Here is a 14,422-nt window from a genome sequence, read left to right as displayed (position 1 = left end):
AATGCATAACCAATCACAAATTAAAATGAAAACCTATAAAAACAAAAACCAAAGCAATAGTAAAATTACTCTGGTTTAATTATTTATTTTTGTACTATAATCTGTATCAGTTTTTCAGGACTAGTCATTTAGACTTATTCATTTTGTCAGCGATACTTTTCTTTTTATTTCTTTCATAGATCACTTCTACAATCTTCCCTCCAATCCAGGAAAACGGAAAGAACGTAAGGAAAATGGAGATCTTATAAAACGTAGGATGATAGGGAAAAATAATAACATCCAACATGGCAATAAAAAGCATAATAAAGCCAATCAGAATAGCATAGGCTACTTTAGCATATTTAACAATGATAGCGGTTGCCACTCCCCCAATAGTAGTTCCTAATCCGGAAATAAATAAAAGGAAGCCGAAAAACGCCTTATCATCTTTCATACTGAAAAGAAACCTTTGCCAGTGCTCAAACGGAGCAAAAGCCTCAAAAGTTACCCATTGCGGAAAAGCCCTTATACCAAGAGTAATAATAAGCCCTGCAATACCAAGACCTATCAGAACCGCAACTGTATTTCTTATAAAATTCATTAATCCTGATGTGCAATCATAGAAATTTCGATATCCACATTTTTAGGCAAACATGAAACCTGTACTGTTTCACGAGCTGGATAGCTTTCTGAATCTAAGTAAGATGCATAGATATCATTCATTACAGCAAAATCATCCATACTTTTAAGGAAGATGGTAGCTTTTACAACGTTTTTGAAAGTCATGCCGGCTTCAGTAAGAATCGCTTCAAGGTTTTTCATTACCTGGTGCGTTTCCTTTTCAATACCTTCTACCAGTTTACCAGTTGCAGGATCTACAGGAATCTGTCCGGAGATATACAAAACTCCGTTGGCCATATTAGCTTGTGAATAAGGTCCGATCGCTGCAGGTGCATTAACTGTGTTGATTATTTGTTTCATAACGGATATTTATTTTTTTCTATGGTTATATGCAATCACTATCTGCAATATTCGTTGGTATTTGAATTCTGCCAACAGTGATTTTCATTAGAATTTATTTTGCTTGCAAATATAAAATTTATATTGTCAAATGCCAATCTGATATTAGAAAGGTGCATTAGGCTGGGTAAAGCTTCTGTCTTTGTACTTCAAGGCATCACTTAAGATATTGGCTTTGATACCGATAAAGAAGTCATACACTTTATATTGTCCGAAAGGAACCCAGTTGAAATTGATCGTAAAGCTTCGCTGATCTCTTGAAAAACCAATTCTTGTATATGCCAATTCTTTGGTCACCATATCATAATGGGTACTTCCGTTGATATTCCAGTATGGAGTCAGTTTGATGCTACCATCCAATCCAATGGATGCAATTTTATTACCAAATCTGCTTAATCCTTTGGAATAAGCGTAATTGGCGCTGACATTTAAAGTCCAGGCCTGATCAAAGTGAGCATAATGATCATCATCAAAATAATAATTTTCATTACGGATTTCTCCCTTCGAGGAATATTTTTTGGCATAATCTGTTTTTTCTCCAAAGATCTCGCTGCTTAAAGGATATGATAACTGAACATTGAATCCCTGTACACTGAAGTGTCCGAACTGTTCTGTTCTTATTCCGGTATCCTGTCCCGGTAAAAACTCAATTTTATAAGGTTCCAGTGCAAGACTGGTATTTACCGTTAACTTATTATTGAAAAATGAAGACTGTCCGTTGATGGAGAACACAGACCAAGGGTGATCTTTAGCGGCAAAGTTGTAGCTTCCTGCAAGGTTTAAAGATTCAAAAATTTTGATTTTCTTCACCCCTGTAGAATCACTCTTAGATTTTACTTTCATCTCGATATTGTTACCGATATTAAAACCCAAAGCTCCCTGCATACCGCTTGACGGGCTTCCGATAATTCCTTTTTCAAAAATAGAATATGGCGTCAACGCTCCGTTTGCATTATAATAGTTTCTGTAATATCCGAAATTAGGACTTGAAAAATCCGGGGAATAAGTAAAGCTTACACTCGGGGTCATCATATGTCTTACGGCTTCCACAGCAGATCCTTTTTTGAATTTCATCATCCCGAAAAGTGTGGTCTGAAGACTGGCAGAAGTAGAGAAAGTAGAGTATCCTGTAAAGTTTTTATTGATTTCATCAACAGTTACATTCTTTACCGGATCATAATACCTGTTCAGTGTTTTTGTTGTCAGGGCATTGTCAATATTCGCACTTAAACTGAAAGTAAAATATTTCGCCAAAGTTGTATTGGTAGCCAATGCGATATTATTTTTAAGGCCGGTCTGCATTTTATCCCACATTTCTTTTTTAAACAACTCATTTTCCTGAGTATTCACGAAATTGGTAAGGTTGAAACCGGTATTCACTGTAATATTTTCAAGCAATCCCTGTCTGATTCCTGTTCTTGATTTAAATAAATAAAACTGGTTGATTGCCACGTTCATCTGCGGAAGACGAAGGTCTGCCAATCCTGTCGCAAAGTTCTGGGAATATGAAGCAGTTCCTGTAATCGTCATCGGCAGTTTCAGGAATCTTTTGGTAAGGGTTACCGTAGAGTTTTGCTGAGTATTCAATACATTCTGGTTGAAAATGTAATTGTTGTTAAGCGGGTTGTTATAAAACTTGGTACTTACAATATCAACAGAAGCACTGAATGTAAGGAAAGGATTAGCTTTGGAATCCTGCGAGTGTGTCCAGTTGATTCTGTAGGTACTGTTTTTAGTATAATCGTCCAGACCTTTGATTCCTCTCACCATTGTACCGATATCGGCCGTAAAGTTTCCGGAGTAACGGTATTTCTTCTGGTAATTCACTTGTGGGCGTAGATTCCAGCTTCCTTTTGTATAAATATCTGCTAAAACCTTAAGGTCAAAGTGTTCTCCGATCGGTTGGTAATATCCTATTCCGTTCAGGAAGAAACCTACATCTTCTCTTTCCCCGAAACTTGGAATCAGAATACCCGCAGCTCTTTTATCTGAGAATGGTAAAATAGCGAATGGAAGATAAAGCGGTGTAGGAACCTGTTCGATAAACATCTGAATAGGACCTGTCACGATTTGGGATTTTGTTTTGGTTTTAATCAGCTTAATATTATAAGCTCTCATAAAATAATCCGCTGCCGTATCTTTTTTCTTGATAAAATAATCATCCGTTGTATAATCTGCTTTTCTCATTGCAAATACGGAATCATTATATTTTTTGGTTTTCTGTGCTATAATTACCCCTTCACTTTCTTCTGTTCTTGCATTGAAGGCAATGGCCTGTTTTGTTTTTGTATTATAGCTGAATTCGTTGGTTTCGTATTTTTTTCCGGCCTGCGTAGTGATTACAGGCTCCACAATCTTGCCCAAAGAGTCTTGTTTTCCTCTTGCATAGATCAGATTTTTATTATCATCAATAGAGATATAATCTGCATCAATCTGCATATCCTGATACTTTACCTGAGCATTTTTGTTCAGGAATGTCATTTTTTTCGGAACGTCTCTTCTCTGATCATCCGCTTTTGTACGGAGAACATCATTGAGGGTTTCTTTTTTTACAACTATGGTATCCTTTTTGGAAATAGTATCATTAACCGCATTTTTAGGCAATTTTTCAGGAGTTTTCTGTGCTAAAAAATTGTTAAAAATTAGGATAATTAAAATTTGTAATATATTTTTGAAGACGGTTTTGGCCAATTTTATACTATATAATTAAGGCCCAAAATTAATATAATTTTTATAACTGTAAGATGCACAAACAAAATTTTAAAATAATTTTATCATTTCTCCTTATCCTTATCAGCAACTTTATTTTCTCCCAGAAGAAGTTTACTATCGTTCTGGATGCTGGACACGGAGGAAGTGATCATGGAGCCAACAGGACCTATTCCGACATCGGAAGAATCGCAGAAAAAGACATTACACTTGCCATTACGTTAAAAGTAGGTGCCATGTTAGAAAAAAACAGAGATTTTAAGGTAATTTATACCCGTAAAATAGACGAGTATCCGTCTCTGTCTGACAGAACCAATCTGGCCAACAGAAGCAAAGCAGACCTTTTTATATCCATTCACTGTAACTCATCCCAGAGACCTACAGCATATGGAACAGAAACATATGTGCAGGGACCCAACCAGAATAATGAAAACCTGGAAGTAGCCAAAAGAGAAAATGACGTAATTTTCCTGGATGAAAAAGATAAGCAGATCTTTGGTTCTTATAATCCGGACTCACCGGAATCATTAATTGCCCTGAAACTTCAGCAAAGTAAATATCTGGAATCAAGTCTTCTTTTGGGAGGATTGGTAGAAGATAACTTTGTGAATAAAGATAAAAGATCTTCAAGAGGTGTATTTCAGAAAAACCTTCACGTTCTCCGTATGAATGCCATGCCATCTGTACTGATAGAAACCGGGTTCATCAATCACCCTGAAGAAAGTCACTACATCGCTTCAGATAAAGGGCAGACTGAAATTGCAGAAAGTATCTACAATGCCATAATTGATTATAAAAAGGCGATTGACAGAAAATCCGGTGGTTCTATTGCAACAAGAAAGCCAGAGCCAGAAAAACCTGCAGAGGTTCCTTTGAAAAATGATTTCAGAATTCTATTAATGAGTTCTCCTACGAAATACAATGAAAATGATCCTGCCCTGAAAGGCCTGAACTATATTCTTACGCTTAAAGAAAACGGACAGTACAAGTATTACTATGCTGTCACCAATATGGCATCGGTAAAAGATATTAACCTTAAAACAGCGAAGGATGCCGGCTTCAGAAATGCGTTTGCTGTTGGATTTATGCCTAACCAGAGAATCAATATGGGGTATTATACGATTGAAGTGTATGCAGGTGATAAACTGAACGGAAATTCTTATATCCTACAAAATTTAAAAGATGTGGAACGAAATAAGGACAACGGTGTATTCTACTACACGTATGGAAAAGTATACACATTGGAAGATGCTGTAAAACTTCAGAAGGAACTTGAAGCTAAAGGTATCAAAAATACGGTGATACAAAAGGTCTACAGATAAATCAAAAAAAATAATTTTGAAGTTTAAAAGTTAATTCCTACTTTTGCAACCTCAAAATTTGGCCTATTCGTCTAGTGGTCAGGACTCAAGATTTTCATTCTTGCAACAGGGGTTCGATTCCCCTATAGGCTACAAAACTACATCAATCAATCCCTGACCAATATAAGGTTCAGGGATTTTTTTATTCCAAAATTCAACGGAATCTCCACGAATTTTAAAAGAACGCTCATACACGCTTTGTACAAGGCGAATTTCGAAAATCTTTTTTGTTCGCTAAAATTTTCCTTTACTTTCTTTAACTTTTGTTATTTACAACTTGAAAACTTCAAGATTTATAAATTTTGGAAACCAAAAAGAGACTGCCTTTGATTAAGACAATCTCTTTATGTTAAGAGTAAACTAAAAATTTCTTGTTATTACTCAAATTTATCAACTATTTTCCTCTACAAATTTTTTAAAGTCTTGTAAAAACTTAATAAAAACATCATGTTCTAGATCTAAATCCTGCTTTTTAGATTTTTCACCTGCCCTCTGTTTCATGAGGTCTACGAAGAAAACCCCATATTTATTACTTCGGAAGAAAATATCCTCGTTTTGCCAGTCATAGGATTCGTCAGGTTCTTTATTTTTGCTGTGTTCCACACCTTCAATTAATTTTTGAATTTTTTGTGGAGTCCAACCCGAATCTCCGAACCTAAACAAAACATTATATCTTTCTTCTTCAGGCATTATTCCAAAAGTAACTATATCTTCTATTACTTCAATGTAAAATTTATATTTCATTTTCTTTTATTTTTAAATAATTGGATAAGCATTCATGATTTTACCCGTATTGTCAACTTCTATTCTAATTTTAAATCCTACTGAAGTTGAACCCTCGTACTTATCAAATAAGTCAGTAGGTGCTTTTATTTTTTTATTAAGCCCTTTAGCTACCGTATTTTCATATACATACGCTATTTCCTCTTGTATTCTTTTAAGATCCCAATTTTTAGGGAACATAGAAGATTCTGCATTTTTCACAAAATAACCGCCTAATCTCTTAGGCGGCTACAATCTATTTGTTTTCTTCAACAAATTTTTTAAAGTCTTGCAGAAACTTGATAAACTCATCGTGTTCTAAATCCAAATCCTGCTTTTTAGATTTTTCACCTGCCCTTTGTTTCATGAGGTCTACAAAGAAAACCCCATATTTATTGCTTCGGAAGAAAACATCCTCGTTTTGCCAGTCAAAGGATTCATCAGAATCTTTGTTTTTGCTTTGTTCCACACCGTCAATTAAACTTTGAATTTTTTGTGGTGTCCAATTCCAACTACCAAAGTGGTTTATAGTACTTTCTTCACTCTGAATAGAGTGTAAGATTGTGTCTCCCCACATATCTTTTTTAAATGTATATTTCATTTTATATAATATTTTTATTTTACAGCAGCGGATATGCATTCATAATATTTCCTGCATCATCAACCTCAATTAATATGTCAAATCTACCTGAAGAGTCTTTGAACTTATATTGTTTAAATTTTTTGCCCAATGAGGCTGGATTTACTCCTTGTCCTTTAACTACAGTATTTTCATATACATATGCTATTTCCTCTTGTATTCTTTTAAGATCCCAATTTTTAGGAAACATTGATGATTCAGCATTTTTCACCAAATAACCATCTTTGTATTTAATACTTATTTTAGCTTTAAAGGGAATATCATCTGCCAAATGAGCCATAGAATAAACTCCTTCAGGATCTAATATTTTCTCAACATCTATTGCTCCGTTGAAAATTCCCGACCCTCTGTGTCCTCCTTGGGAAACTAAAACTTCATCTGTGTATTTGAAACCAGAAGGCAGGTTTTTTATAAAAAGTTCCGTATTAAACTCTCCTTCAAGATGATTGAAGAAGCCTTTGTCAAATTTACTGAGCCATCTTCCAAAAGCCAATTTACGCAAACCTTCCACATCATCTGTTAATTCATAAAATTTTTTCTTCAAATAATGAGCTAAATTCCCACTTTTTATGGCTTCTACTAACTCTAAAAATTCCTTTTTTAACCATTTCCACAGATCTGCCAATGAATTACCAATTTTCTTACCTATGTTTTTAGAAAAATTTATCGCTTTTCCTAATTTTGCTGATTTTTGAGATACTCTACCAATTTTACCTGCTGCCTGTGCTATCTTCTCAGAGATTTTTCCAGCAAGAGATGCGCCTCCTGTAAAATAGGTGATGATAGCATCCAAAATAAGCTCAAAAGCAATAGCACCTACAAAGTATGCCCAAAAGTAGTCATTAAGTTCTGAAAATTTCTTTTTTAGCATGTCAGTGAATTGTGAAATTTCTTTCCAAATTTTACCATTGCTAAAAATATTTTTAATTCCACTAAGAAACTCTTTTGAGTTTTCAGCAAATAAATCTACAAAATCTTCAATAAACTCTAACTTTTCTTGATGTTTTGTAAGCTCTACAGGGCTTAATTTCTCCATATTTAAAAATGGAAGATTGTCAGTAATCATAGCTAATAACATAATTACTGTTTGAGCCAATGAGATAAGACCGTTAAGTAATCCACATAAAAAAGCATTAATTTTTGCTACTTCCTGATTGATTTTTTCTCCTATAAACGCTCCAATCCCAGAAATGACATCTAAGACATCCTTAAAGAATGATTTGAGTTTATTATATATATTTTTAATGCTTTCAGGGATATTATCTTCTATGAAATTCTTTAAATAGAAGACTACAGCAAAGAAAATATCGTCCGCTATTGTTGGGGTTGCTTTAACAACAGTTGAAACTATTGCCAGGGAAATTTCATCAAAATAATCTACAAAATCTTTGAGCTTGTTAAATCCGTCACTTGCTATTTCAGAAGCATTCTGCATAGTTTTGTATTCTCTGGCAGAAATAGGAACAGGAATGATGGGCTTATATTTTGCTTCTTGTTTTTGAAATCCGCTTGTACCTACTTTATTTTGATAAGTACTATACATCGGTAATACAAAATACTTCTCGTAATCATAATTTTCTTCCGTGAATTTCCAAGTTTCAACAGTTTCAATACCTCCTCTAAGCCAATCAGCCAATTGATTATTTAAAGAAAATACCTTTTTAAAGGCTTCGTTCAATTGGGTTTGTTCTGCAATTTCTAAATAGATTGCACCTTTCAAAAGAGTTTCGTTTATCTTTTTATCATCAGCAAGCTCTCTAACAAGATTGTCAAACCCACTTACAGTTATTGATTCTGTTGGAGTTACATATGTGGTATTTTGATTATTACTATAAATTCTGTTAAAGAAGTTTTTGGCATCTTTTCCCATTTTTACCCGACAGGCTGTGCCAAAAAAGTTACTTTTTTTAGGGTCATCTTCTTCATAGAAAACTTTAAATTGTTTCTCTTCTACACCCTCTTTTTCGTACCTATCAAACACTTCAACACCACTCTTACATAGTATGAAAGTATATTTTATGCGATCTGTTACTTTAGTTTCGGGGATTTTATCGAAATCTTCGGGAGGAACAACAAATGTTTCAAAAAACACACTGTTTTTTCCATAAGGGCTGTCAATGTCTCTGCTCAAGACGTAATTTAATCTTTGTATCATATCATTTGAATTTACTATGAGCCAAATGTAGATTCGGGTAACGACAGAACCTGACGTATTATATTTATTTTACTTGAGACTTCACCTCATAATATTGCTATTAGCAATATTTGTATTAAGAATTATTTGAAAAAAGCAATCCCTATATGTTATATGTCACAAAAGCATTATATTTGCAAAAAATTTATCCATAGTTGGTTCTACCAATAGGGTAACACTGATGAAAAATATTATTGATAAATCATTGTTTGCAGTTTTCTGCAGACCATCAAATTTTATATCATGCCGGATTTAAAAATACAAGAAGCGAAATTGCTTTTTAAGAAAATCCACTCTAACCCAAAAAGTTACGATTTACAAATCAATGAAGGCGGGATTACAGGCAGAGATGATAAAATCAGTTTCAGGCTTTACAGGACTGGAGAAAGGGTTGCTTTTGAAGTAACAATTGATGAACTTACTTTCACCAATACCACTGGAGAATGGAATAATGCACTGATCATGCTGGGAAATACGATCAAAAAATTAGAGAAAGAACAAGAAAATTTAAAAATAGAACAGGCAATAAATAAACTCAGAAAGTACCTATCAGAAGAAAATTAAAATTTTTAAAAATAAATTTGGTAGTTTAAAAAAAAGTTTATAGTTTTGCACTCACATTTAAACGATATGGCAAATCATAAATCAGCACTAAAGAGAATCAGACAAAACGAAACTAGAAGACTTCGTAACAGATATTACCACAAGACTGCTAGAACAGCTTTAAAAGCTTTAAGAAATGAAGAGAACAAAGCTGCTGCTACAGAACAATTGCCAAAAGTTATCGCTTTATTGGATAAATTAGCTAAGAAAAACATTATCCACAAAAACAAAGCAGCTAACTTGAAAAGCAAATTAACAAAGCACGTTAATAAATTAGCGTAACAATATAGCTGGCCCGTTCGTCTATCGGTTAGGACCTCAGATTTTCATTCTGGTAAGAGGGGTTCGATTCCCCTACGGGCTACTTACATCTTATAAGACCACTGTAACAACGGTGGTTTTATAAAGATTACTGTAGAAAAAGCTATATTAAAATAAATCTAACCGGCCCGTTCGTCTATCGGTTAGGACCTCAGATTTTCATTCTGGTAAGAGGGGTTCGATTCCCCTACGGGCTACAATAAGAGTTGACACTTATAAAAACAAAAGCTAACACATTACTTCGGTAATGGAAGATAGAGGGCCCGTTCGTCTATCGGTTAGGACCTCAGATTTTCATTCTGGTAAGAGGGGTTCGATTCCCCTACGGGCTACAAAAGGACTTTTTCGAAAGTCCTTTTTTTATTTCTATATACAGGATTCCGGTAATTTCTTTTCAACAAGATTAACAGATTTAAGCTTTCAACCGCACCTGGCTTTATCCAACTGAAACAATAATACATCAAACAAAAACATCTCACTGGTAAGATTTGTACATTATTTTCATTCCCAATGATGGAGTCATATTAAATTTCATCAAAAATATCACCATTTATGGAAATATTTTTTTTTACTTCTTCCATTAATCCTTACATTTGAATAAAACTATTCATTTTTAAAAAAAATATAACATGAAATTCAATTTATTTTCGGGAAGCCGATCCTCTTTAAAGGCCGGATTGATAGCTTTATTTTTATTTTCTACCAGCACAATGTCCTTGGCACAAAACAGAATTTATGCACACGCACAAAGCTCCGGAGTATTCGGAGTAGCCTGCCTGGGATGTCATATCGATAATCCCCTTAATGCCGTAGGAGATAACGAAGATGACTACTCAACAATGGTATTGGGAACAGCTCTGTTGGGAGGAATTCAGCAAACCCTGATTTTCCCTGACCTAAGATCTGACACAAGGCTGGTAGTAGGAATCGGAACAGACAACATACCATTATCTGTACAGTTGTTAAGCGGAGTAACGCTTGAAACAATGAATGGAGGTACATCCAATGATGATCGGAGAACAATTGATGTAAGCCTTCTTAAACTGGGCGCAACCCCAAACAGAGGTACAATAGAATTCAAACCTACAAAGCCTTATGATGGGATAAGAATCGGATTAACAGGCGGTGTTCTAAGCCTTGGCGGTGGTTTCAGAGTTTATTATGCTTACCAGGATCCATTGATGAATATCATGGCTCACAGTCAGAACGGACAGATTACTCTTGGTGGAAATGTTCCTGTAGAAGCTTCCGAAGTTATCCTGTACAATACTTCAGGAAAGGAAGTATTCCGTTCCAAGCTGACCTCAAATACATTTGAGCCGAAACAGCCGGAAGGTGTTTATATCATGAATGTACAAACGAAAGAAGGTAAAATCTATTCAAAAAAAATTGTAATCAAATAATTTAATTGATTACAGAATAAATGCAGTATACTTTTTTCAAGCTTGCCATATTTTTTACATTCATTTTCAAGCAACTACAAGCATTCACCCCATTAAATAATAATAAATCATTAATTGCAAATATCAATAAATTATTAACAAATCACATAATTATGAAATAAAATAAGCAACATAATTATTTTATTTATAAATTTACAAAAAAAACTAAAATCCAAAATTTTCTACATATGAAAACTTATTTATTATTGAGCCAACGCACGATGAAAGCTGCAGTTTTGGCATCATTCCTATTTTTAACCAGCACAATGTCTTTTGCTCAGATCGTAAAAACCTACGCAAGCAGCCAGACCAATCAGGTGCTAGGAGTATGCCTGGGTTGTGGTGTATTGAATCCTCAGAATGCTGTAGGGAGCAACGAGAATGACTATTCTACTCTACAGGTTTCAGTGGGGCTTCTTGCAAGAACAGAACAGACATTGATTTTCCCAACTACCAATATTGCGAACAATACCAATAAACTTGTTCTTGCGATAGGTTCAAACGGAACTCCTCTATCTGCACAGCTATTGGGCGGGGTATCTATTGAAACATTTAATGGAGATGTTTCCAATAACGATTACACAAGTCTTGCCACAAAACTGATCACTCTAGGAAGCGGAGATCCAAGCAAAGGGGAAATAGAGATGACGATGAACATCCCTTTTGACCGCATTAAAATAAATGTGAATTCCGGATTATTGAATATCGGTGGAGAGCTTAGAGTATACTATGCTTACCAGTACAAAGATCCTTTCATCAATTTCATGGCTCACAGCCAGGATGGGCAGTTCACTCTTGACAAAAATGTTTCTGCAGAAGGTTCCGAAGTTACTTTAACCAATACTTCAGGGAAAGAAGTATTCCGTTCCAAGCTGACATCAAATACTTTTGATACCAAACAGCCACAAGGGGTATATATTATGAAACTTCAGACAAAAGAAGGAAAAACATACTCTAAAAAAGTGATTATCAAATAAAGAAGATATACAACAGAATGAACCCGGCAAGCTTTAAAAGCTTGCCGGGTTTTTTATATCATCCCCTATTGATTGGTCAATAAAAACCCCTGACCAAAATTGATCAGGGGTTAAAATAACAAGATTACTATCTGCAATAGTATTAGTTTTTGATTAATTTCTGCTGATATACCGCTTTATCGGTTACTGCTTTTACAATATAAATACCCTTTGGAAGTGCACTTACATTAATCTGACCATTGTTCAGCTGTACATTGATTACTCTGCCTGAAGCATCGTAAAGAGAAACATTCTGAATTTTCTCCTGCGTTTTAATCGTAAGAATATCTGTTACAGGATTTGGATAGATGCCAAACTCAAGCTTCTTAACCTCAGCAGTTGCTAATGTTGAAGCAGTACTGTTTACTGTAAGTGTTTTTTCAATCAATTTACCGTTTGAGTTAAAGCTGATCACAATATCAGATATACCTGAAACAAGCGGTGTCAGAACCAGCTCATCATTATTATTAATTACAGCAGAGACCGTGGTAGGATTGCTGTTTGATTTTACAGTTTTTACAACAGATACCGTCATATTATCGGCATCAGAAACTATTGATTTCAGATCAATTGTCGTTGTGTTTCCTGCAGTAACCTGTGAAGGGAAAACATTACTTACAACAGGAACTGAGTTATTGGTAAATACCGTCAGCGAAGGGAACCAATAGTAGTCGTTCAGAGTTTTTGTATTGATAAGGGCTCCGGTCATATCATAGGTATGAACCCAGTTTTTCTGGTAGTGTGCTCCATATCCGCTTTCTGTGGTATTCAGAACCAACTCTCCGGTAACAGGGTTTACACGAAGAGCCGCTCCGTACGGAATTTGTTTAAACTGACCTGTTTGTCCTGGAATTGCAGCAAAGTTTTCGTTAAATGTTTTCGTTGTAACATCAAATCTCACAATCTGTGTTCCTGAGCTCCAGCTGCTTATTGAATTGATCCAGTATAAAGCATTTTCTTTGTTACTTGCTGTGAATCTTCCGGCATTCCATGCGCCCCAGTCTCCGATATACTTTGTAGTTGGGATATTGTAGATCTGTGTTGCAAAAGTGGTAGGATTAATGCTGATCAGCTTCTGGTCCTGAATTCCCCATACACTTCCGTCTTTAGCCTGAACCACCGAGTAGAACCCTCCTGCAATAGTACTCACTATCGTATCGGTATTAGGATTAATCACTAAAATTCCTACTCCCTGTTTTACGGCAAAAACATATTGTGAAGTACGGATCATATTTCCGATCTGCCCATTTCCACCTGTTCCGGTAATTAAATTACCAACCTGTAAATTATCAATATTAAAAAGAACTATACCGGTGGAAGTACCGATATAACCTTTATGTTCGTTTACTCCTACAAATGACCTACCATCACCGCCTCCGATGTTATTAAAACCAGCAATTTTCTGCATGGTCTGTGCATTGGCTACAACCAATCTTCCTCCCGGAGTATATTGAGTATCTCCCCCATCAGCAGCCTGCTTTGATACGAAGTAAAATTTATCACCATAAATTGTTCCGTACTGTGTCGTTGCCCCGAAAGCCTGATTATTATTGGCATTACTGTACACACGGTAATTGATCTGGCCGTTATTATCAATGAAGTTTACAGAACCGTTGGTATGACCAAACCATTCTTCGTTCACCATAAAATATCCGTTGGTATAGTTTGTAGAAGCTACATATGGAGAAACCGGAGTCATGGTAGAAGAAACAGGTGTTTCATTAAATCCTACATTGAAATTCCATACATCCCAGGAACCATTTTGCAATGCACGTGAGGAAGCTCCAACACTGGAATATCCGAAATCTGCATCCGTCGGATTCTTTACCCAGTACGCCCAATATCCGTTCACGGTCCAACCTGACTGCCAGTGATCGTTCGCAGCATCTACAATGGTGTAGCTGTCGAAATCATAAGCTGTCGTATTGACAAAACCATTGACCGGATATAACGGATAAGTGGTATTTCCGCTTTTGATCAGGGCATTGGTCCCCTGACCGTTCAGATCAAATCCAATCCCTCCGACTGCTGATCCAAATTGTGTTCCCTGATAAAGCAACGTATATAATCTGTGGTCTGCTTTAGCAATAGCTTTCAGCATATCTTCTCCGGTAGCACTTCCGTTCCATTTGAATCCCCAAACCATCGCATCAGGATTTTTACCGTCGTTCCACTGTACTACAAAAGCAGCCTGATTGGTTCCCGACCCTACCCAATACTGAATATCAGCAAAACTGATGGTAGTGGTATTAAGCTTGCTGATCCCTGAAATATCATTTCTGGGTACGCCCTGAACTTTTATCTGTGCATTCGATACGCATGCGAACAGAAAAAGCATCATAAAAAGATAAAACTTTTTCATTTTTTATTAATTT

The 14,422-nt window shown here is 35.5% G+C and carries 13 protein-coding genes and 4 tRNA genes; 9 read left to right on the top strand and 8 right to left on the bottom strand.

Going from position 1 to position 14,422, the window contains the following annotated elements; genetic code table 11:
* Window positions 1–124: 124 nt before the first annotated feature.
* The 3 genes from ACLI50_RS16520 to ACLI50_RS16510 all read right to left on the bottom strand — a co-directional run bounded on the left by ACLI50_RS16520 (window position 125) and on the right by ACLI50_RS16510 (window position 3,690).
* Window positions 125–580 (bottom strand): hypothetical protein, encoded by a 456-nt coding sequence (locus ACLI50_RS16520; protein WP_110008516.1) that lies wholly within the window; start codon window positions 578–580, stop codon window positions 125–127.
* A complete protein-coding gene (locus ACLI50_RS16515; protein ID WP_034694591.1) occupies window positions 580–960 on the bottom strand; it encodes a RidA family protein in 381 nt (126 codons plus the stop codon). Before ACLI50_RS16515 ends, ACLI50_RS16520 begins: the two co-directional genes overlap by 1 nt.
* Window positions 961–1,104: 144 nt before the next feature.
* Complete coding sequence (locus tag ACLI50_RS16510) at window positions 1,105–3,690, bottom strand: putative LPS assembly protein LptD (protein WP_110008515.1); 2,586 nt, start codon at window positions 3,688–3,690, stop codon at window positions 1,105–1,107.
* A 53-nt stretch (window positions 3,691–3,743) separates the two neighbouring features.
* On the opposite strand from ACLI50_RS16510, the gene ACLI50_RS16505 reads away from it, so the two are divergent.
* The gene (locus ACLI50_RS16505; RefSeq protein WP_411414253.1) at window positions 3,744–5,030 is read left to right on the top strand and encodes an N-acetylmuramoyl-L-alanine amidase family protein; all 1,287 of its coding nucleotides are present in this window, start codon (window positions 3,744–3,746) and stop codon (window positions 5,028–5,030) included.
* Between the two features lie 60 nt (window positions 5,031–5,090).
* A tRNA-Glu gene (locus ACLI50_RS16500) sits at window positions 5,091–5,162 on the top strand.
* Between the two features lie 297 nt (window positions 5,163–5,459).
* Here ACLI50_RS16500 and ACLI50_RS16495 read toward each other — a convergent pair.
* The 4 genes from ACLI50_RS16495 to ACLI50_RS16480 are packed head-to-tail and all read right to left on the bottom strand — an operon-like array spanning window position 5,460 to window position 8,626.
* Entirely contained in the window at window positions 5,460–5,813 is a 354-nt protein-coding gene (locus tag ACLI50_RS16495) for a hypothetical protein (RefSeq protein WP_343642441.1), read from the bottom strand.
* A 12-nt stretch (window positions 5,814–5,825) separates the two neighbouring features.
* On the bottom strand, window positions 5,826–6,053 hold the full coding sequence (locus tag ACLI50_RS16490) for an EndoU domain-containing protein (protein ID WP_228406436.1): 228 nt from the start codon (window positions 6,051–6,053) through the stop codon (window positions 5,826–5,828).
* Between the two features lie 34 nt (window positions 6,054–6,087).
* Entirely contained in the window at window positions 6,088–6,432 is a 345-nt protein-coding gene (locus tag ACLI50_RS16485) for a hypothetical protein (protein ID WP_110008512.1), read from the bottom strand.
* Window positions 6,433–6,451: 19 nt separating this feature from the next.
* Window positions 6,452–8,626, bottom strand: coding sequence for an EndoU domain-containing protein (locus ACLI50_RS16480; RefSeq protein WP_343642437.1), 2,175 nt, complete (start codon window positions 8,624–8,626; stop codon window positions 6,452–6,454).
* Between the two features lie 282 nt (window positions 8,627–8,908).
* Between ACLI50_RS16480 and ACLI50_RS16475 the strand changes: the two genes are divergently transcribed.
* The 7 genes from ACLI50_RS16475 (at window position 8,909) to ACLI50_RS16445 (ending at window position 12,008) form a co-directional block, all read left to right on the top strand.
* Window positions 8,909–9,229, top strand: a complete 321-nt coding sequence (locus ACLI50_RS16475) for a hypothetical protein (RefSeq protein ID WP_105683297.1) — start codon at window positions 8,909–8,911, stop codon at window positions 9,227–9,229.
* A gap of 66 nt (window positions 9,230–9,295) precedes the next feature.
* Window positions 9,296–9,550, top strand: coding sequence for a 30S ribosomal protein S20 (rpsT, locus tag ACLI50_RS16470; RefSeq protein WP_002983073.1), 255 nt, complete (start codon window positions 9,296–9,298; stop codon window positions 9,548–9,550).
* 10 nt (window positions 9,551–9,560) lie between these two features.
* Window positions 9,561–9,632: transfer RNA gene (locus ACLI50_RS16465), tRNA-Glu, on the top strand.
* A gap of 82 nt (window positions 9,633–9,714) precedes the next feature.
* Window positions 9,715–9,786: transfer RNA gene (locus ACLI50_RS16460), tRNA-Glu, on the top strand.
* Window positions 9,787–9,849: 63 nt separating this feature from the next.
* Window positions 9,850–9,921: transfer RNA gene (locus tag ACLI50_RS16455), tRNA-Glu, on the top strand.
* A 297-nt stretch (window positions 9,922–10,218) separates the two neighbouring features.
* On the top strand, window positions 10,219–10,992 hold the full coding sequence (locus ACLI50_RS16450) for a T9SS type A sorting domain-containing protein (RefSeq protein WP_411414252.1): 774 nt from the start codon (window positions 10,219–10,221) through the stop codon (window positions 10,990–10,992).
* Between the two features lie 227 nt (window positions 10,993–11,219).
* Window positions 11,220–12,008: a T9SS type A sorting domain-containing protein gene (locus ACLI50_RS16445; RefSeq protein WP_110008510.1), complete on the top strand. Its 789-nt coding sequence runs from the start codon at window positions 11,220–11,222 to the stop codon at window positions 12,006–12,008.
* A gap of 142 nt (window positions 12,009–12,150) precedes the next feature.
* On the opposite strand, the gene ACLI50_RS16440 is transcribed toward ACLI50_RS16445, so the two are convergent.
* On the bottom strand, window positions 12,151–14,409 hold the full coding sequence (locus ACLI50_RS16440; protein ID WP_411414251.1) for a T9SS type A sorting domain-containing protein: 2,259 nt from the start codon (window positions 14,407–14,409) through the stop codon (window positions 12,151–12,153).
* Between the last annotated feature and the right edge of the window lie 13 nt (window positions 14,410–14,422).

The organism is Chryseobacterium cupriresistens (assembly GCF_046614675.1).
GTDB lineage: Bacteria > Bacteroidota > Bacteroidia > Flavobacteriales > Weeksellaceae > Chryseobacterium > Chryseobacterium cupriresistens.
This window is presented reverse-complemented; position numbering and strand designations above follow the sequence as displayed.

Coding starts and splice junctions, on each gene's coding strand:
- ACLI50_RS16520 (WP_110008516.1), bottom strand. CDS start 580: ATGAATTTTATAAGAAATACAGTTGCGGTTCTGATAGGTCTTGGTATT.
- ACLI50_RS16515 (WP_034694591.1), bottom strand. CDS start 960: ATGAAACAAATAATCAACACAGTTAATGCACCTGCAGCGATCGGACCT.
- ACLI50_RS16505 (WP_411414253.1), top strand. CDS start 3,744: ATGCACAAACAAAATTTTAAAATAATTTTATCATTTCTCCTTATCCTT.
- ACLI50_RS16495 (WP_343642441.1), bottom strand. CDS start 5,813: ATGAAATATAAATTTTACATTGAAGTAATAGAAGATATAGTTACTTTT.
- ACLI50_RS16485 (WP_110008512.1), bottom strand. CDS start 6,432: ATGAAATATACATTTAAAAAAGATATGTGGGGAGACACAATCTTACAC.
- ACLI50_RS16480 (WP_343642437.1), bottom strand. CDS start 8,626: ATGATACAAAGATTAAATTACGTCTTGAGCAGAGACATTGACAGCCCT.
- ACLI50_RS16475 (WP_105683297.1), top strand. CDS start 8,909: ATGCCGGATTTAAAAATACAAGAAGCGAAATTGCTTTTTAAGAAAATC.
- rpsT (WP_002983073.1), top strand. CDS start 9,296: ATGGCAAATCATAAATCAGCACTAAAGAGAATCAGACAAAACGAAACT.
- ACLI50_RS16450 (WP_411414252.1), top strand. CDS start 10,219: ATGAAATTCAATTTATTTTCGGGAAGCCGATCCTCTTTAAAGGCCGGA.
- ACLI50_RS16445 (WP_110008510.1), top strand. CDS start 11,220: ATGAAAACTTATTTATTATTGAGCCAACGCACGATGAAAGCTGCAGTT.
- ACLI50_RS16440 (WP_411414251.1), bottom strand. CDS start 14,409: ATGAAAAAGTTTTATCTTTTTATGATGCTTTTTCTGTTCGCATGCGTA.